The organism is Clostridium collagenovorans DSM 3089 (genome assembly GCF_900130005.1).
GTDB lineage: Bacteria > Bacillota > Clostridia > Clostridiales > Clostridiaceae > Clostridium_D > Clostridium_D collagenovorans.
This window is the reverse complement of sequence record NZ_FQXP01000003.1, coordinates 634,347-653,320: the sequence shown is the minus strand read 5'-3', so window position 1 is coordinate 653,320 and position 18,974 is coordinate 634,347. Positions and strand designations below refer to the sequence as shown.

Sequence of the window (18,974 nt, the reverse complement as noted above, 5' to 3'; positions counted from 1 at the left end):
AAAGCTATCTATAATAATACAGTTTTCCATTCTCCACATAATAATCTATAAGCTTGTCATTATGTAAATAAGTCAAAAATGAACCTATGGTGCTATTATTTAAATGATACTGTTTAAATCCCATATCAAAGCCATTAAACAAAGATAAATTCTCTAAAATTTCTTCCCTAGTAGTAGGTGAATCTAAAATTTCTAAAATTTGATTTCTAAATGTTTCTATATTATTAAGGTTTAAATCTACTAGTTCCTTAATTTCTTCTTTACTTATAATATAGTTACAATGGCTAATTACAAAATAATCAGCATCTATAGTTTTTATTAACTTTAAGCTTTCTATACTTTCTGCAATGTCAAACAAATAGGGTATTTTATACTTTTCTATAGTTTCTTTACTAAAAATACTATCACCTAAGAAACATACCTTGTCAGGAGTAACTATAGCTATTTGCCCTGGACAATGACCATTTAATTTTATTATTTTAAACTTCTCATCATTGAACTTTTCGATTTCCTCTTCTAATACTCTATGAATCTCTGTACTTAAGCCCTTATGTACCAATGCTCTCACAGGATTAGCGCCATAAAGAAGTATAGGTGCTAACATAGGATTCTCCACAAAAACCTTACAAGCACTTGATGTGTTTATAATTACCCCAGGATACTTTTCTAAAAAATACCCATTTCCCCCAGTATGATCTTCATGATGATGGGTATTTATAATATATTTAGGTTTTAAATCCCTTTCTTCTAATAATAAATCAATTCTTTTGGCAAAACTTTTACCAGTACCTGTATCTATTAGTATACAATTTTTATTTTTAAATGTATAGACACCTATATTGGTAGGCCCAAGAATAACATTTGTATTTCCATTAATCTTTTGATACTCCATTAAACCACTCCTAAATCTCTGTATAATATAATTTTACCTCTATTTAACTAAAATTTAAACTATTAACTTGTAAAGGTTCTTTAAATTATTACTAAACTTAGAAGTTATCCTGGTTATTTTTAAGTTCTTCTACTACATTTATAACTTGACTTGGATAATCAGTTATAAGTCCATCTACACCCATCATATAAAAATTTTTCATTGAAGATTCTTTATTTACGGTCCATACATACAGTGGCTTATTTAAAATCCTACATAAAGCTACTGTTTTTTCATTTACAATGGACTCTTCCATAACTAAAAAATCAGCCTTTAGTGAAGTTATATCAGTTACTTTAGCAAAGATTACATATCCAACCTTTATATCCTTTGCTTTTTCTTTAACCTCTTGAATAACATCGTAATCTAAGGATTGAATTAAACATTTCTCCGTAAAATTATTCTTTTTAATAGTATCAATAACATTATCAATAAAATTAGTACTCTCTTTTCCTGTAAGCTTAATTTCTATTAATAAATTAATTTTATCATAGGAATACTTAAGCACCTCATCCAAGGTAGAAATTTTCCCTTCAAACCCATTTTGACTTAAAGTAAGTTCCTTAAGCTCTTCTAAAGTTAGATCCCAAACATTTTTATTAAGTCCAGCTAATCGTTTTAAATTACTATCATGAAGTACAACTATCTTATTATCCTTAGTTTCTACTAAATCAATTTCTGCATAATCAGCTTTACTTTTAATTGCTCCATAAATTGAATCAATAGTATTTTCAACACCAAAATTAGTATCTCCTCTATGAGCTATTGTGGTCATATACCCAAAGCTAGGTGATAGTATTGCAACCTTTCCAACTAAATAAAGCAAACATATGACAATTAAAAAAAAGTTGATTAGACTTAATTTATTCTTTTTAATAAATTTAATATTTTCCTCACTTTTTAAAGTTTTAGTATTTATATTATCTAAATATATTGTCACACTATCACTTTCTCTTTTTAGATATATCTTAACAACAATAGTTATATAAATAGGAGCCATAATAAAAGTAGCTAAATATATGAAAAAGGCTATAACTACGCTAAAGAAATTTTCAAACTGCGCCCAAAATTCTGAACTATTAGGTAATAACTTCACAGCTATAACTCCAATTATAGAAATCAACACTACAGAAGCTACTATAACTACTATAAAAAATATAAAGCCCACTAAAAATGTTCCTAAAATATAAAAATAATTGTGCTTTGCAATTTTTGAGCTTTTCTTAATAGCTTCTAAAAAATTTTTCTTTTCTTCTAAAACTAATATAGGCAATGCAAATATCCACTTTATATTAAGATAAACTACAAAACATAAAATACATATATATAATGCTCCCCCACCTAAAGTTTTAAATAGTTCTGCAGAAATAAAATTAGGTATTTCTAAACTTGGTAGTAGTGAAGAACCAAATCCTGAACTAAATATAGGAAATAATATAAGTAAATACATTCCCATAGTCAGTATCCCATATATCGTTAAAGAAGGCATATTTGTAATTGATTTCAAAAAAGCATCCCTTACCCTTATCTTCTCATGATTAGAGCCATAATAAGCAATAATAATCAAAACTGAGAACTCTATGTAAATCAAAATTATTGCCATAGGAACTAATATAATAAAGCTTAAAAACCCATATTTACTAAAAATAAATCTTATCAAAGCATAATTAGTTATATTCTCAATACCTGCTAAAGAAACTATCTTATTAAATATTATAGATATTATAGGAATAAATAATGCTAAAGTTATAGCCTTATATATTAACTCAAAATGTAAATTAGCTACAAAAGTTTCCTTTAAAACCTTGTAAGATTCTAGTACCAATTTAAAAACTGAAGTTTCTTTTAAATTTCTCAAAATTAATCATCCACCTTAAAACTTTACTTTACGTATTATATTTACTTATTAGTATACAACATTTTCTTTGAAAAAAATCTTAACTTTTACATAATATTTTCTAATAACAAATAAAGCTACCTTCTTTCTATAAAGAAAAAGATAGCTTTATTTGTTATTCATCTCCATGCTTTAAGCTTTGAAACTCCATTCTACGTTCCATAATCTTTTTAAGATTTAACTTTAAATATAGTCTATTATTTATGCTCCAAAAATTATAGCTAAAAATATATCCTAAAACTGCTATACCTAAGGTAATTAATGCGTATTGTGCATAAATAGAATCATCATAAATTACAGTATTGAATATATTGTCATATCTAATACAAATATATAATAAAAATGTTAAGGTAAATATTATAATCGGCTTAATTATACCATTCTTTAAAATAAAGTCGTTTCTTCCCTTACAGTGAGCTAAATGCCATCTCTCCATAAACTTACTAAGTAAAGTTTCTTTTATATTCATATGTACTCCTCCAACTTAAAATCTTACTTAAATATAAGCTTAGTTTAACCAGTTAGACTATAAAAATACATATTATGAAAAGAGATTTCACAAATAATAACTCCGGCATTAAATGCATATATGCAAATAATACTGGAGTTAATTATAATGCTATAAAAAAGTTTTCATATACCACTCTAAAATATAACTACCAAATAGTGACACAATAATAGCAGCCATCGCTATATATGGTCCAAAGGGAATATAATCTTTTCTACTCTTTTTCTTAGTAGCTAAAAGATATGCACCAACAGTTCCCCCTATTACAAAGGATAATAGCATCATAAGCAAACCATTAGAAAGACCTAGAAATATGCCTCCAAGAGCACAAATTTCAGCATCTCCCCATCCCATACCTTTTGTAAGAAGTATAATTAAAGCAATTATACCACCACAAGCTAAAAATCCATATATATAAGTCAGGTAATCTTGTCCTACATAAGCTTTATATCCTATAAATAAAGCACCTATTATTATTGGAACCCAAGTAGTTACAGTATAAACATCTGTAGTATCGTAATCAATTAAACCGATAACTATTAAAAAGCTACTCAATATTATAAACTTTAAAAACTCTAAAGTTAAACCATATTTAAGAAAAAGAGACAAGTAAATTACTCCCGTAAATAACTCTACTAAAGTATAACGTACAGATATTTTTTCTTTACAATGTCTGCACTTTCCCTTTAATAAAATCCAACTTATAACTGGTATTAAATCATAACTCTTTATTCTATTATTACAAGAAGTACAATGAGAAGGAGGGTAAGCAATAGACTCCTCCTTAGGTATTCTGTAAATACACACATTTAAAAAGCTACCAATTAATAAACCAAAAACAAACACAAATATACTCAATTATCTCACCTACTTAACCTTTTGTGACCAAGAGTTAATCTTAAATCCTTCTCTTTTAATACAAACCCTTGCCTCTGGATTTATAACATTTTTTATTATTTCATTAGGTATACCCTCAATAGGTAGTATTTTACCTTTTTGTCCTTGTTTGAAGATAGAATCGAAGTATTCTCGATTATTTATAATTATTTTTTCGATAACTGATTCATCATAATTTATAGTAACATCTTTTGTATCTTCAATTTCAATACTACCATTACAAATTATAGCTCCAGAAAAGCTACCACCATTACCTATTATTTTCAGGTCTGTAGGACTGTAAATTATTCCATGTAAATTTTTACCTGATAAATCTAATGTACCGGAATATTTAACTATTCCAGGGTTATTTATATTTAAATTTGATGATAGCTCATGCGAAGAAACTGAGTTTATTTTTGATTGATCCATATAGTATTCAAATATATCTTTTCCACCAGTATCAAAACCTAATGTGGTGGTTTTTCTCTTAATGATATTTTTATAATACTCCAACTGTTCAGTTAGTCTTTTTTTAGTTAAACTTAATCCTTGAGTAGTCATATTAGGATAAATATTATTTTTAAAATAAATAATATTATTAGTTATATTATTATTTAAACTAACGTAGTTTCCCCCATTTGAGCCCCTGTAACTAAGGTAATTTGAATTCACAGAGCCCCAAGAAGTTGAGTTTCCATAAACATTTATATCGCTTTTATAATCACCAATTAAATTTTGAAAATATAAATTTCCACCTTTAGAATCATCAAAAAGTATAGCTGTCTCTGGTGAGGGTTTAGATCCATTATCTATAGCCGCACTGAATTGATTTCCTTCAATACACTGATAAATAGGTATATTGGAAACAACTATGCCATTTAAATCACTATAAGTTCTTGTTTCAAATAAATGAGGTTTAAATTTCAAAGTACTTGTATTTCTAAAGATATTTATATTAGACTCTTCCAAACTAATATTTGAACCTACCATTAAGTTACCTGTAATATTCATAGTACTTTTTGATATCTCCATGGAATTATTACTAGAATTATTAACAACAACATCTCCTTCTATTTGTACTTTAGAATTTTCAATCTCTATGCTTTTATTAGTAGTAATAGCATTAGTCCATATAGGATTTGCCTTTACTCCATTATTTTTCACATACTTTCTTTTTGCGCTATCATATTCTGCTTTTTCAGGTATCAATTCACAGCTAAAATACCTAGTGCCTTCCGGCATACTTTCATGTGTTTTATATCCTGATACATTATATACCTTTAGAGAAGTAACTATTTGAGCATTTGATAATGAAGATAGTTCCCAGTTGTTAAAATCAACTGCATCTTTATAACTTTTCTTAATAGTTGTATCTAAATGAACTTGATAATTATAGTTAGTATTTAACTCATCTTTTAACTTATTCAAGGAGTTTTCAATAGCGCTTCCCCATAATCTTTCATGAACTCCGTCTATATAAGCTGCTAACTTTTCATCATAGTCTAGATCTGTAGTATTAAGGTTACTTATTTCATTTTTCCATTTTTTATATACCATTTTATGATTATCTTTATTAACTAAAAGCGTATTCATCTCATCATTTGGATCTAGTGTTTCACTTTTATACTTTCCAGCAGATATATAATTTATAACCTTTTTATCACAATCGGCTAAGGTATTTTCAAGAGTAGTTAGCACTTCTTGCGTACGTTCATCCACATCATAAAACTTTTGATTACTCTTCATATTTTTAGAAGACATCTGTAGATTTTTCAAAGAAAGAGTTATGATAGTAACAACTAAAGAGGTTACTATTAGTGAAATTAATAAGGTACTTAAAATAGCAGAACCATTTTTATTCTTTCTATATGTACTTTTCATAATTTCACCTCCTAAACTAAAGCCTTAACTTTAAACGTATCATATTTTTTTTCTTTATTTGTCTTTTTATCTATTCTGTATAACTCTAGAAATAATTCATGCTCATTTTTTAAAGTAGCTTCATTACTTAAAAAAGTTAGATTAACATCATTATCCAAAACATTTAACTTTATATTCTCCATCATTAAATCAATAATTGATTGACCACCTGAAACATTAAAACTTTTAGCATCATATATCATAAATAACTCTATTGGATTATCTAACTTATTTCTAAAATCTAGTTGAACTTGCTTATTTAAGTTAATATTATTAACATTCATTATAATATTAATTGGCTCATCCTTACTATCAAGTTTATAATCAAAATTATTTGCTTGTATTTTAGGAAATCCAACTACATTATTAAGATAACTGGCTCTGAAAAATCTATGCATAAACCATTCATATCCTTCATTTCTCATTGTATTATAATATTGATGATCGAAACCACTATTATTTTTTGAATAGTTATCAGTCAACTTTTTATAAGTTTTATCTGACGGTACAATTCCAGTATTACTAGGTTCTTTCATATTACTCTGAGAATCAACAGTATCGGTCTGAAATAAAAAACTTTCAACCCACTTTGCATCTTTTCCACGTACTATACCTAAATCATAAGGTTTATTATACTGTCCTGGATTAAGTAATTTATATGCCTCAAAATAATTATACTGTTCACTTAAGTTAAGAGTAGAAATAACTGCATTTTTTTCTGGTAACAAATTGCTAGTAATTTTAGAAAAACTCTTCTTAGTTCCCCATACCTTCATCTTATAAATAGCCTTATCCTTTTCAGCTTCACTTAAAGGCTTAAAAGCATTATCAAAGTATAAGAACTTATTATCTGCTTTATCTCCATAACCATATTTATAATAATAAATCTCTTGTTTAGATTGTGTTACATCAACATTATTTTTATCATAAGCTCCCTGTGCTACTTCTGTATACCCTACTTTTTTCCAAAACTCTACAGGGTCCTTTTTAAATGTTTCCAAACTGTTTGTAGCAAAGTTATTTACTGCATCAATATCTTTAGCTCTACGAAATAAGTCAAAGCTAGAAGCCATCGATGGATATATCATTACTATTACCATGCCTAAAATAGCCACCGCAAATATAACTTCTAACAAAGTAAATCCTTTCTTTTTTGTTTTCATAATATCCACATCCTTAATAAGTGTTTTAACAAATATTATTATAAAAAACAGATATTACACTTACTAATTAACACCCTACCTTAGCAAGTGTAATGTTTAATTTTACTTTACAGTAATTTCACCTTTTCTATCTTTTACAGTAATTAAAGGATTTTTCGGATCATCATCAACTATTTTAACTTCTACTTTTTTATCAGTTGAATTTTGAATATTTAAGTTTATCTTAGTTGTATTTTCATTAGCCTTATGAGATTTAACTAATAAAATTATCTTATCATCCTTTAATACTAAGGATTCAGTTAAAGTAGTGTTAATTTTATCTAAGCTATAATAGCATTTATATTTACCATTTACATTTTCTATTTTAAAATTAGCATCTATTGCTAATCCATTACTTTCAGTAAATATTTTTGAAGCTTCACTATAAGTTTTACCAAAGGTAACAATGTCATTTTTATCTGATGGTAAGTTTAATACAAAGTTAGAGTAATAAGTATCCGTATTTATATTATCATTACCCCATCCCTCTTCATAGAATAAGTTTGGTTTTGCTTCAGAATGAGGAACCTCTAAAGTGTATTTTTCTTTATCATCTTTTCCAGCATAAGCTAAGTATGCAACTGTTATACTTCCTGATAATCTCTTTTCATTTTTCTTAATTGTTTCTGTTAAACTAATATCAGTTATATGAATCTTATCCATCTTCTTTTCAAGTTGTGATAGAAAATCATAGACATTCTTAACTGAACCTTCAAAATTTAGTTGAACTGCCTTAGTAAGTACCATATCTTCTTTAGAAATATCACTTTGTTTAGTTGTTGTTTCTGGTATTGGAGCCTCACTTTTATTTTCTTCAGATTCTATTGGTTTATTATCCTTTGCATTAAATTCATTTAATGACAGTGACTGTATCGTGCTTAAGCTTATATTACTTAAGGTAATTTTACAATCCTTTGATAACTTATCCAAATTCAAAACTATATCCTCTTGAGAAATATAGGATTTTAATTGCATTTTCATATTAAGTAATCTATTTTTCAAGTCTTCAATTCTTCTTTTTAACTCATCCATTTTATTGTAATCAGCTAAAAGAGCATTATAGTGCTGAGTTCTTATTTCAAGTGTTTCTTGAACTTTGCTTATCTCCTCTTTTTTAGGAGCAAAGACATACCTATCACTTAAATATAGTCCACCTAAAACTATAAATGCGGTAATTAAGGTTATTTCACTTCTAGTTAAGGAACGACTTTGTTTTTTTATTTTTTCTTTACTTTTTTCACCCTTTACTGCCACCTTATTACCCTCCTATTTTTTCACCTTTAAAGTTATATTAAAATTATATTTTAAATCTGCTGGCTTATCTTCATTTTCTGCTGTGATATTACTTAAATTTGTATTTTCAAAAATTCCTATTTCCTCGAGATTATAAACAAAATATGCTATATCTTCTCTTTTTTTGCTTGTACCAACTAAAGTTAACTCTCCTGAAGCATTGCCTGTATAGGATTTAATTTTAACATCCTTAGGCATAGAAGCAGTTATGGAAGTTAAAATTTCAGTATTAATCATACCATTTAATGATGCAGAATCTAAGACAGATGTCTTTATAGCTACGTCCTTTTCTAAATCCACAATAGTTTTCTTTACAACAACAACTTCATTTAAACCAGCTATATCATTTTCTAATTGAGCTAAATTTTCATTTAAGTTTTTAGCTTTAAACTCTAAAAGCAATGTAAGAGCAATTATAGAAATTATAAATATACAAATGATTGCTGTACAAATTGTATTATACCTAGGTGCTCCAGATTTTTTCTGTGATTTTTCTACTACGCTGGTATAATTTTTAATAAAGTTTATATCTCTCATGTTTACTCCTCCCTTATAGCTGCACCTAAAGCTGGTATTATGCTATTTAAGTTAGAGATGTACTTACTTGTAGTATCTGTAACCTCTAAAATAGTGGTTTCTTTGTTAAATGCCTCTGTAAACCTTGCCTCTAGTCCTAAAACTAAACTTCCACCACCTATTAAATAAATTTTCTCTACCTCTGTATTCTTAGGTGATGATTTCATATAATAGTTCAAGGTATTAATAATTTCTTCTTCGATAGAATCATAGGCCATCTTTAAATGCAAAGCACATTCATCATGACCTTCTATAAAGGAACTCAAACTATTTTCCTTTATCTTTTCCGCCTCTTCTAAGGACATATTAAAGGACATGGACATAAGCTTGTCTAAATACGCTCCTCCTTGTGCAAGGGTTCTACTCATTTTTAATCTTCCCTTAGAAATAATATTTACTGTTGTAGAATTACTTCCAATATCAACTATAGCTAAAGTTTTACTATAATTAACAGGCAATACTATTTCTTTGTATGCCTTAGCAATACAGTTTGGAGAAACATCTAAATACTTAAGTGGTATTTTAAGATTACTTGCCATTTCAATATATCCCTTAACTAACTCTTTAGGACATAAGCAAACAACGCCCTCAACAAAATTCTGATTTCTTTCATATATTTTAAAACTTAAGTCATGGGTATTAGTAATTCCCTTAAAGGACTTACTAACTTCAAATTCTAAAGCATTGAGCAATTCACTATCTTTTACATTAGAAGGTAAGCTAAATTCTCTAATTACAACTTCAGGTGAATTAATACAAATAGCCATTTCCTTAGCTTTTATTTTCTCCTTACTTATAACTTCATTTATTTTTTCCCCTATACTACGAATATCTAATAACTCTCCAAGCTCTATTCCACCATTAGGCGAATCTACACTTACACTTCCTATAACCTCAAATTCCTTACCTTGTTTTACAAGACAAAAATGTAGGTTCCTTGATCCAATATCTATTCCTAAAATTGTATTAGCCACATTTTATCTCCCCTTCACTATGATGTTTTAACGTTTATTTTACATTTTCTATTTAAAACAGTACTTATAACTTGATCAGTTGATGAACTATCCTTATATTTTATTGTTATTTTAACAGTCCTTTTATCCCAACTATTAAGATCACTCTCATCCCTTAAGACCTTTGCTATTGAAAAGTGTGATAAATATGCTATAGTTGATGATTCACTTGAAAGAACACCATTATTATATTGCTTTTCAATAAGCTTACCATCTTCAAACTCTATTATTGATAAAGGCATCATATTAGATGTAGTTGCATCCTTCTTAGAAAATGTTATAGTCCCATATTCATTTCCATTACCATTACTTATTTCAACAGCATCTAAAGTTTCATATTCTCTTAATCTATTAATTACATATGACATTCCAATACGAGCTTCACTTGCTCCCTTAAGATTTTGATTAGACTTAACATAAAATTTACTGCTATAATTAATTATTGATCCAGTTATAACCATAACTATACCAAATATCCCTATAGCAACTAATAGCTCTACTAAGGTTATTCCTTTTTTACTTTTATATACTTTTTTCATATTATAGTCCCCCCTTTTCGTTAAATGCTGTGATTTATTTGAAATTAACTTTTATTATAGGAGGACTTTTTCCTGCTTCAGTGTCTAATCTATAGGTATAAATATTATCTTCCAAGTCTATATAATGTAAAGTTCTTAATTTAGTTAATTTATCTTTCAATTCCTCTGGAGATTCACTCCCATATATAGGATATTTTAATTCTATAGCATAATACTGTCTTATGCCCATATTAATCATCTCTTCATGTTTAGCTCTTTCCATTTCTCTAGAACGATCAACACTTTGTACAAAACCTGGAACACCAATACTTAAAAGTATTCCTAGTATTCCTAGTACAACTACCATTTCTACTAAAGTAAAACCTTTATGCTTCATTTTCTATCCTTCCCAAAATCATATTACTAAAATAACTTTGTGCATATTGAAGTTAAGAATATTATTTATTATTAAAGTATCTCTAGTCTTTTTAATATTAACTTATTTAGTAAGTATCCTATTACTTTTTATTTATTACCTTAAAAGTTGTTCCATCAAACAATACATCTATTGAGTTCTTATTATCATATTTAAACTTACCAGGATCACAGTTACCATCACAAGGATATTCATCTCCAATATGTCCTTGGTAACATACAAATCCTTCTAATCCTATGTCATGTAAAAATTGACTTTTATTTTCTTCCTCTCCAACACCTTCACCAGTAAAATACTCACAAGTCATATAAGCCCCATTCTCTGCATAATAAGACATCATTTCTGTATATATTATTTTAGCATTAGAAAGTGCTTGCTTTTCCATTGCTTTATCTGTATATCCTGTAATTCTAGGTAATATCATTGCTGCTAGTATTCCTATTATACCTATTACTGATAGTAATTCTATCAAAGTAAACCCTTTTTTCTTTTTATTCATTTAAGCTTCTCCTATAGTATTTAGATCTCTTCCCATCCATTTGTTTCTAGATTTTGCTTATGATACTTATTGTTCCAAAATCCAAAAGCCCTATTGTCTTCATCATAATACCAAAACTTATCTAAATAATATTGTGAATCATGTGGTGAGTTAGAGTCATCACCAGTAAATTCTTGGTAAGTTAATTCTCCTTTAATACCTAGTTTTTTTAGTACCTTGCTTGCATCATTAACTCCATTAAAGTCTTTTGAAGGTATATAGTCTCCATTTTCTGCATAGTATGCTACCATTTCTGTATGTATCGATCTTAAAACAGATAATGCTTGTTTTTCCTTTGCCTTATCAACATACCCTGTAAATTTAGGTAGTACCATAGCTGCTAATATTCCTATTATGCCTATTACAACTAGTAATTCAACTAAGGTAAAACCCTTCTTATGATTTCTTCTCATTATGTCCACTCCTACTTTATCGTCATTTAAACTTTATCGTAATAATTAACTAAGAAAATCTATTATTTTTAACTATACATAAAACTATCTTCTATTATTATTTTCATTTTATAGCTACTATTTTAAATAAATCCCCTAAAGAATTAACCCTAGGGGATTGTTAAATGTGTTATTTAATTAATATCTTTTATGATGCTGGTGGAGTTTCAGTTAATTTACCATTAGCATCGTAAGCTACTTGATAAGTCTTGCCACCTCTCCCCAATGTAAATGTAAATTCACCTGTAGCATCATTATAAGCTGTTACATGAAGAGTATCATCAGTTTTTGCAGTTACCCCAGCAGCAGCTATTAAACCGTCATTACTACCACCTGAAGCTGCAGCTGATGGATAAGAACCCTTTTCTGCATAGTGTGATGATAGGTATGTGTATATTGTTCTTGCTTGTGTTGTTGCTTCTTTTTGTATTGCCTTTTGAGTGTAGCCAGTGAATTTAGGTAAAATTATTGCTGCTAAAAGCCCAATTATACCAATTACCACTAGTAATTCTACTAGCGTAAAACCTTTTTTGCTAGTTCTTGAAACTTTTTTCATTGTTAAGTTCCCCCTTGAAATTCATTTTTATTATCTTTAAGATTATGATACCCCTTTTTCTTGAGGAGCACCATTTTTATATTCTACTGTATAGTTTTTTCCACCTTTTCTTAATACAAAAGTAAAGTCTCCAGTAGTACTATTATTAGGATATACTGTTATAAATGAACCATCTGTTGCTGGATTTGCATTAAAAGTAACATCAGTTAAAGCCTTTTTTGCCTCTGTCTCTAAGTCAGTACTACTAGCAGGATACGCACCCTTTTCTGCATAGTATGCTGAAGCTTGAGTATAAACAGTTCTAGCTTGAGATACTGCATCTTTCATTATTGCTTTTTCAGTGTAACCTGTAAACTTTGGTAATATTATTGCTGCTAAAAGTCCAATGATACCTATTACTACTAGTAGCTCAACTAGTGTAAAACCTTTTTTACTACTTTTTGAAACCTTTTTCATATTAAACCTCCTTAAAATTAACAAACTATATATGCAACTTATTAAGAAGGTATTGATCCTTCTGTTAGTTTACCCTCACGATACTCAACTTTATAAACCTTTTTACCTTTTACAAGATAAAAATCAAAATCTCCAGCTTTAGCATTTGCTGAAGCAGTATCCTGATGATAATACACTAAATAATTATCATCACTAGAAGCGCTAGTTGCTATTTTGTAGTTATTTGCATTATCTTTTACAGTACTAATAACACTATTTATCGCTTTTTTTGTTGCATCATTAGCTGTATATGCTGTAGGATATGCACCGTTTTCTGCATAAAATGCTGAAATCTCCGTATAAGTTGTTCTAGCTTGTGATACGGCATCTTTCATTATTGCTTTTCCTGTATAACCAGTGAATTTTGGTAATATTATTGCTGCTAAAAGTCCAATGATACCTATTACTACTAGTAACTCAACTAATGTAAAACCTTTCTTACTAGTTCTTGAAACCTTTTTCATTGTAAGTTCCCCCTTATTATATTTATTTATTATGAAACATTTAATACTCTATTAAATGTTTATAACCTAAGCTATGCTCTCCATTATGCTTAACATTGGAAGCATTACTGCAAGTATTATTGTTCCAACTATTACAGCTAATGAAATTATAAGTGCTGGTTCTATTAAAGCTATCATTTGCTCTAAGGCTATCTCAACATCATCATCAAAGAAATCTGCTGTTTTACCTAGCATGGAGTCCATTTCTCCAGTGTTTTCTCCTACATATATCATTTGATTAAGCATTGGAGGGAAAACAGCCATCTTTTCTATGGAGGTAGCTATGCTCTTTCCTTCTTGAATTTCTGATGAACACTTTCTAAATTTTTCTTCTACAATTTTGTTCCCCATTACTTCAGTTATAATTTCCATTGCTCTTGTTATGGGAATACCACTGCTAAGTAATATAGACATACTTCTAGAAAATCTAGCAGTTACAACCTTTAGGAAGAAGCTTCCGAATATCGGTGCTTTTAATTTTAAGTTATCAAACTTTACTCTTCCACCTTCTGTGTTAATATAGTATCTAATTCCAAAGATTATCGCAATTGCGACAACTAGTATTATTAAAATATTCTTTTGCATAAAGGTACTTATTGCCATAACTCCTACAGTTAAAGGTGGTAATGTTGCACCCATATCCACTAATATCTTATTAAAGCTTGGTAATACAACTACCATAAGTAGAGTTATTACTAATAAAGCTACTACCACAACTATAATTGGGTAAGTAACAGCTTTCTTTACTTTACTTGTCATTTTAAATTCTCTTTCATAATATTCAGCAAGTTCCATTAGTACAGAATCTAGGCGTCCTGTTGCTTCTCCCACTTGTATCATATCTACAAAGAATTCTGGAAAAACATCTGGATGTTCTGCGAAACTAACTGCCAACGCATTTCCCTTTAATATTTTTTCATAAACCTCTGATAATACTTGCTTAAAATATTTATTTGTTGTCTGTTGTACGATTAAGTTAAGTCCATCTAAAACAGTTAAGCCTGAAGTTAAGATTACTGCGTATTGTCTGCAAAACAATGTAAAATCTCTTAACTTCATTTTTTTACCTATACTTATAGTTACACTTTTACCTTCTTCTTTAGCAGATACTAAGAAGTATCCCTTGTTTCCTAAGGTACCTTTTAATTCTTCTAAACTACCAACCGTTTCTATACCACTTATTTCTTCTCCGGATATATTTTTTGCTACATACTTATATATAGCCATTAACATCACCTCTCTAACAGCATTCTCTCTAATATCTTCTTATCCTGTGCTCTTAAATAAGCTTCGTTTACAGAAATATGACCTTCTCTTGTAAGTCTAGCTAAGGAACTATCCATACTATGCATACCTAAGTTAGCACTTGTTTGTATTACACTTGTTATTTGATGAGTTTTTCCTTCTCTTATTAAGTTTTGTACTGCTCCATTGGTAACCATTACCTCTGTAGCAACCTTTAAGGATTTACCATCCTTACCTGCAATAAGTTCTTGAGAAACTACTCCTTTTAAAGTAGCTGCCAATTGACTTCTTACCTGGTCTTTATGTTCTAATGGGAATGCGTCAATTATTCTATCTATTGTTTCAGCTGACCCCATGGTATGAAGTGTTGAAAATACTAGATGTCCTGTTTCAGCTGCCATCAATGCTGTTTGAATTGTCTCCCTATCTCTCATTTCTCCTAGTAGAATAATATCAGGGTCTTGTCTTAAAGCAGCTCTTAAAGCTGTTCCAAAGTCTTCAGTGTCATTTCCTATTTCCCTTTGGTTTATTCTACAGTTTTTGTGCTTATGAACATACTCAATAGGGTCCTCAATTGTTATAATGTGTTCATATCTTTCCTTATTTATTATATTTATTAAACTAGCTAAAGTAGTTGATTTACCACTTCCTGTAACTCCAGTAACAAGTACTAGTCCTTTATTTAACTTTGAAAAACTCCTTATGATTTCTGGAAGTTTTAAATCATCAAAGTCTGGTATATTTTCTTCTATTCTTCTTAAAGCTAAGGATAAATTACCCTGTTGCTTAAAAGCATTTGCTCTAAATCTTCCAAGTCCCTCCACAGTAAATGAGAAATCCACTTCACCCTTTTTATTAAGTGTCATTTTATGCTTTTCATCCATGTAAGCATGTAATATATCCTCAATATCTTTTTCTTGAAGTATTTCCTCTTCTTCTATTGGAACAAGTTTTTTAGTAATTCTAATTATAGGTTTAGAATTAACTATTAAGTGAATATCTGTAGCCGTCACTTTTTTAGCCTGCTCCATTATTCTTTTTAATCTTTCCATTATTACCCCTCAACCTCTACCGTTCTTAATAATTCATGAACTGAAATCTCACCCTTTAATACAAGATTTCTACAGTTTTCATATAAAGAAGTCATTCCTGACTCAATAGCTGCTTCTCTTATATCATCCATAGTTCCATTTTTCTCAATAACCTTTTTTAAAGGTCCATTTATTCTTACTATCTCATGTACAGCTCGTCTACCACTATAACCTAATCCATTACACTTGTTACAACCATTGCTTTTATAAATGGTTTGCGATTCTTCAAGATTTAAGATTTTATTTTCCTTTTCACTAGACAAATAAGCCTCTTTGCAATGCGGACATAACTTTTTTATAAGTCTTTGAGCTATGATCCCCGAAAGTGCATCTGCTGCTAAATAAGATTTTATCCCCATATCTAAAAGTCTAGTAATAGTACTTGGTGCATCATTAGTATGGATAGTAGAAAATACTATGTGTCCCGTTATTGAAGCTCTTATTGCAATTTGAGCTGTTTCCTCATCTCTTATCTCCCCAATCATTATAATATCAGGGTCTTGTCTTAAGATACTTCTAAGTCCAGCTGCAAAAGATAATCCAGCTTTTGAATTTACTTGAACCTGATTAATTCTGTCAAGTGTATATTCTACTGGATCTTCAATAGTAACTATATTTTTATCTTCTGTGTTTACTTCTTTTAAGAAAGAATATAAGGTTGTAGTTTTACCGCTTCCTGTAGGTCCTGTAACAAGAATAACACCATTAGGAACAGCTAATATATTTCTTATTTCTTCTAAATCTTTATCGTTAAACCCTAAGCTATCAATACTTAATAAAGAACCTCTTTTGTCTAGAATTCTTATTACTATCTTTTCTCCGTATATTGTAGGAAGAGTATTTACACGGAAATCATAATCAATGCCGTTAAGTTGCATTTCTATTCTTCCATCCTGAGGTATTCTCTTTTCTGCAATATCTATTCCTGCTGTGATTTTAAACCTTGTGCTTAAGGCCTGGTAAACACTCTTAGGTATTTTCATATTTTCATAAAGAACACCATCAACTCTATACCTTATTGCAACATAATCCTCAAATGGTTCTACGTGTATGTCACTTGCCTTATTATCTATAGCTTGTACTAATATAGAATTAGCAAGCTTTACCGTTGGTGCATTTTCAATATCATCTAAAACTAAATCTTCTTCTTTGCTTTTAGTATAATCTATTTTTAATTCTTCTTCTATCTCATGTAAAGTTTGAACATTGTCTTGCTTACTATAGTACTTTTTAATTGACTTATCAATTTCACTTAAGGTATCAATAAATGGAATTATTCTTTTTCTAGTTATAATTCTCAAATCATCAATAGCCATAATATTAAGCGGGTCACTCATTGCTACACTTAATTTATTTTGTGATATCTCAAAGGGCATTATCTTATACTTTTCTGCAATTTCCTTTGAAACAATTTGTAAGCATTCATCATCAATTTTTATATCTCTCAAGGATACCAATTCAATGTTAAGTTGTTTTGATAAAAAAGTAGCTAACTCCTCTTCTGTTATGTAATTTTGAGAAATTAATAACTCCCCTATCTTTTTCCCTTGAGATTTTTGTAAATTTAAAACGTCCTTTAATTGTTCTTCACTTATAACCTTAGCAGCTAAAAGCATATCTCCCAATCTTTTCTTTTGGTTGTTTCCCCATCCTAACATTCTGTCACCTCTTTGTAGTTTGACATCAGATTCAAGGTTTTTGTTTATTTTTGATAATATGTCATAATATTACTCATTTCGTCAAGAGTAATATTATGACATATTATCAATCTTTTCCTTGTTTATATAGTTTAACCTTCAACCTTCAATCACTTATTATACTAACTTATTTTTATTTTTATTGCAATATTATACTATAAAAAAAATTAACATTTATAACTCTTTTCCTAATATAAAGATTTATCGTTTTTTGACATTTTTGAATATTTTTTATAATCCTAAAAATAATCTTGGAATAGTTCTACATTTTTCTACATTTAATCTAAATTAACTAGTAACTATTTATGATTAACTTAATACTAAATATTATGAAAAATACTGCATATTCAATTTTTATTGGTGTGTAATCACCTCTGAATAATAATTTTAGCTCTAACATATTCATGCCAAACCTTAGTAAACTACTAAAGTTTTAATTTAGTAGTCTCTTCTTTAAGTCTTTCTATTTTCTTTTGTTTTTCTTCCTTTAGGAACTGTTCTCTTTGAGCAATTTCTTTTTTTCTTTCTTCTTCCATTTCTTTTATAACTTCTTTAGTAACATATTTATTCCAAGTTACATATATGAAAAATAGATTAATGACATCCCCTTCATTGTAGATAAGTATGTTATTTTTCTTATCCTCAGGCATTCTATTTATATAATCAGAATCTTTGTTGATTTTCGAAAAAATTTTAGCTAAATTCGAACCACTAATTAATTTTCCACACCTATCTATTTTAAAAATTTTTTCTAAATTTTTAAGTCCAATACATTTTGTGGTTGCTTCTTCAAAGATCTTCTGAAGATCTACATCAATAAATTCTTTTCTTATATCATAATTGATTTTATACTTTTGATATAAATGATTTATAACTATATAATCATTGTTTCCTGAAAAGCTAACTAGATACTTCTTATTTTTCTCATTTTTCATTGTTCTAAAGTACTCTCTACTCAGTTTTAAGATTTCCTTTGCATCTTTAGAATTTTCAATCATATACTGAGTTAATAAAACACTATTCTTTCCTTCATCATAAATTGCCGCACCAAAAACTCCTACGCAAATAGGCTTTTTAAAAACATAATGTTCTAAATCAAAAAATATAGCTTCCTTATATATGTCTTTATTTTCTTTTATCTCTAATACAAATTCTTCACAAATTTCTTCTATCTTAATTTCTTTTTCAACTATTATCAAAATATCACTCTTCCCTAATATTTAA

20 protein-coding genes are annotated in these 18,974 nt (G+C 28.6%); all 20 read right to left on the bottom strand.

Annotated elements, in window-relative coordinates; all coding sequences use genetic code 11:
- Window positions 1-4: 4 nt before the first annotated feature.
- The gene (locus BUA48_RS03125; RefSeq protein WP_072829974.1) at window positions 5-892 is read right to left on the bottom strand and encodes an MBL fold metallo-hydrolase; all 888 of its coding nucleotides are present in this window, start codon (window positions 890-892) and stop codon (window positions 5-7) included.
- 97 nt (window positions 893-989) lie between these two features.
- Window positions 990-2,789, bottom strand: a complete 1,800-nt coding sequence (locus tag BUA48_RS03120; RefSeq protein ID WP_072829972.1) for a glycerophosphodiester phosphodiesterase — start codon at window positions 2,787-2,789, stop codon at window positions 990-992.
- A gap of 154 nt (window positions 2,790-2,943) precedes the next feature.
- Window positions 2,944-3,297 (bottom strand): hypothetical protein, encoded by a 354-nt coding sequence (locus BUA48_RS03115; protein WP_072829970.1) that lies wholly within the window; start codon window positions 3,295-3,297, stop codon window positions 2,944-2,946.
- Window positions 3,298-3,447: 150 nt separating this feature from the next.
- A complete protein-coding gene (locus tag BUA48_RS03110; RefSeq protein ID WP_072829968.1) occupies window positions 3,448-4,194 on the bottom strand; it encodes a prepilin peptidase in 747 nt (248 codons plus the stop codon).
- 9 nt (window positions 4,195-4,203) lie between these two features.
- Window positions 4,204-6,096, bottom strand: coding sequence for a hypothetical protein (locus tag BUA48_RS03105; protein WP_072829965.1), 1,893 nt, complete (start codon window positions 6,094-6,096; stop codon window positions 4,204-4,206).
- Window positions 6,097-6,107: 11 nt separating this feature from the next.
- On the bottom strand, window positions 6,108-7,298 hold the full coding sequence (locus BUA48_RS03100; protein WP_072829963.1) for a type II secretion system protein: 1,191 nt from the start codon (window positions 7,296-7,298) through the stop codon (window positions 6,108-6,110).
- Between the two features lie 102 nt (window positions 7,299-7,400).
- Entirely contained in the window at window positions 7,401-8,591 is a 1,191-nt protein-coding gene (locus BUA48_RS03095) for a hypothetical protein (RefSeq protein ID WP_072829961.1), read from the bottom strand.
- A gap of 12 nt (window positions 8,592-8,603) precedes the next feature.
- Window positions 8,604-9,167, bottom strand: coding sequence for a PilN domain-containing protein (locus BUA48_RS03090; RefSeq protein ID WP_072829959.1), 564 nt, complete (start codon window positions 9,165-9,167; stop codon window positions 8,604-8,606).
- A 2-nt stretch (window positions 9,168-9,169) separates the two neighbouring features.
- Window positions 9,170-10,180, bottom strand: coding sequence for a pilus assembly protein PilM (gene pilM, locus BUA48_RS03085; protein ID WP_072829957.1), 1,011 nt, complete (start codon window positions 10,178-10,180; stop codon window positions 9,170-9,172).
- Window positions 10,181-10,197: 17 nt separating this feature from the next.
- Window positions 10,198-10,758: a PulJ/GspJ family protein gene (locus BUA48_RS03080; protein WP_072829955.1), complete on the bottom strand. Its 561-nt coding sequence runs from the start codon at window positions 10,756-10,758 to the stop codon at window positions 10,198-10,200.
- A 34-nt stretch (window positions 10,759-10,792) separates the two neighbouring features.
- Window positions 10,793-11,134: a type II secretion system protein gene (locus BUA48_RS03075; RefSeq protein WP_072829954.1), complete on the bottom strand. Its 342-nt coding sequence runs from the start codon at window positions 11,132-11,134 to the stop codon at window positions 10,793-10,795.
- Between the two features lie 121 nt (window positions 11,135-11,255).
- On the bottom strand, window positions 11,256-11,672 hold the full coding sequence (locus BUA48_RS15890; protein ID WP_072829952.1) for a type II secretion system protein: 417 nt from the start codon (window positions 11,670-11,672) through the stop codon (window positions 11,256-11,258).
- Window positions 11,673-11,692: 20 nt separating this feature from the next.
- Window positions 11,693-12,124 (bottom strand): type II secretion system protein, encoded by a 432-nt coding sequence (locus tag BUA48_RS03065; protein ID WP_072829950.1) that lies wholly within the window; start codon window positions 12,122-12,124, stop codon window positions 11,693-11,695.
- Window positions 12,125-12,311: 187 nt separating this feature from the next.
- Complete coding sequence (locus tag BUA48_RS15885; RefSeq protein WP_072829948.1) at window positions 12,312-12,719, bottom strand: type IV pilin protein; 408 nt, start codon at window positions 12,717-12,719, stop codon at window positions 12,312-12,314.
- 42 nt (window positions 12,720-12,761) lie between these two features.
- Entirely contained in the window at window positions 12,762-13,175 is a 414-nt protein-coding gene (locus tag BUA48_RS03055) for a type II secretion system protein (protein WP_072829946.1), read from the bottom strand.
- A gap of 41 nt (window positions 13,176-13,216) precedes the next feature.
- Complete coding sequence (locus BUA48_RS03050) at window positions 13,217-13,678, bottom strand: type II secretion system protein (protein WP_072829944.1); 462 nt, start codon at window positions 13,676-13,678, stop codon at window positions 13,217-13,219.
- A 66-nt stretch (window positions 13,679-13,744) separates the two neighbouring features.
- Window positions 13,745-14,944: a type II secretion system F family protein gene (locus tag BUA48_RS03045; RefSeq protein WP_072829943.1), complete on the bottom strand. Its 1,200-nt coding sequence runs from the start codon at window positions 14,942-14,944 to the stop codon at window positions 13,745-13,747.
- A gap of 5 nt (window positions 14,945-14,949) precedes the next feature.
- On the bottom strand, window positions 14,950-16,014 hold the full coding sequence (locus tag BUA48_RS03040) for a type IV pilus twitching motility protein PilT (RefSeq protein WP_072829941.1): 1,065 nt from the start codon (window positions 16,012-16,014) through the stop codon (window positions 14,950-14,952).
- A gap of 2 nt (window positions 16,015-16,016) precedes the next feature.
- Complete coding sequence (locus BUA48_RS03035; protein ID WP_072829939.1) at window positions 16,017-17,711, bottom strand: GspE/PulE family protein; 1,695 nt, start codon at window positions 17,709-17,711, stop codon at window positions 16,017-16,019.
- Between the two features lie 464 nt (window positions 17,712-18,175).
- Entirely contained in the window at window positions 18,176-18,949 is a 774-nt protein-coding gene (locus BUA48_RS03030) for a ribonuclease H-like domain-containing protein (RefSeq protein ID WP_072829937.1), read from the bottom strand.
- Between the last annotated feature and the right edge of the window lie 25 nt (window positions 18,950-18,974).

What these genes read in the sequence shown, in the direction of transcription:
- BUA48_RS03100 (WP_072829963.1), bottom strand. Translation starts at nt 7,298, where the DNA reads ATGAAAACAAAAAAGAAAGGATTTACTTTGTTAGAAGTTATATTTGCG.
- BUA48_RS03125 (WP_072829974.1), bottom strand. Translation starts at nt 892, where the DNA reads ATGGAGTATCAAAAGATTAATGGAAATACAAATGTTATTCTTGGGCCT.
- BUA48_RS03075 (WP_072829954.1), bottom strand. Translation starts at nt 11,134, where the DNA reads ATGAAGCATAAAGGTTTTACTTTAGTAGAAATGGTAGTTGTACTAGGA.
- BUA48_RS03115 (WP_072829970.1), bottom strand. Translation starts at nt 3,297, where the DNA reads ATGAATATAAAAGAAACTTTACTTAGTAAGTTTATGGAGAGATGGCAT.
- BUA48_RS03055 (WP_072829946.1), bottom strand. Translation starts at nt 13,175, where the DNA reads ATGAAAAAGGTTTCAAAAAGTAGTAAAAAAGGTTTTACACTAGTTGAG.
- BUA48_RS15885 (WP_072829948.1), bottom strand. Translation starts at nt 12,719, where the DNA reads ATGAAAAAAGTTTCAAGAACTAGCAAAAAAGGTTTTACGCTAGTAGAA.
- BUA48_RS03105 (WP_072829965.1), bottom strand. Translation starts at nt 6,096, where the DNA reads ATGAAAAGTACATATAGAAAGAATAAAAATGGTTCTGCTATTTTAAGT.
- BUA48_RS03045 (WP_072829943.1), bottom strand. Translation starts at nt 14,944, where the DNA reads ATGGCTATATATAAGTATGTAGCAAAAAATATATCCGGAGAAGAAATA.
- BUA48_RS15890 (WP_072829952.1), bottom strand. Translation starts at nt 11,672, where the DNA reads ATGAATAAAAAGAAAAAAGGGTTTACTTTGATAGAATTACTATCAGTA.
- BUA48_RS03035 (WP_072829939.1), bottom strand. Translation starts at nt 17,711, where the DNA reads ATGTTAGGATGGGGAAACAACCAAAAGAAAAGATTGGGAGATATGCTT.
- BUA48_RS03080 (WP_072829955.1), bottom strand. Translation starts at nt 10,758, where the DNA reads ATGAAAAAAGTATATAAAAGTAAAAAAGGAATAACCTTAGTAGAGCTA.
- BUA48_RS03090 (WP_072829959.1), bottom strand. Translation starts at nt 9,167, where the DNA reads ATGAGAGATATAAACTTTATTAAAAATTATACCAGCGTAGTAGAAAAA.
- BUA48_RS03065 (WP_072829950.1), bottom strand. Translation starts at nt 12,124, where the DNA reads ATGAGAAGAAATCATAAGAAGGGTTTTACCTTAGTTGAATTACTAGTT.
- BUA48_RS03050 (WP_072829944.1), bottom strand. Translation starts at nt 13,678, where the DNA reads ATGAAAAAGGTTTCAAGAACTAGTAAGAAAGGTTTTACATTAGTTGAG.
- BUA48_RS03040 (WP_072829941.1), bottom strand. Translation starts at nt 16,014, where the DNA reads ATGGAAAGATTAAAAAGAATAATGGAGCAGGCTAAAAAAGTGACGGCT.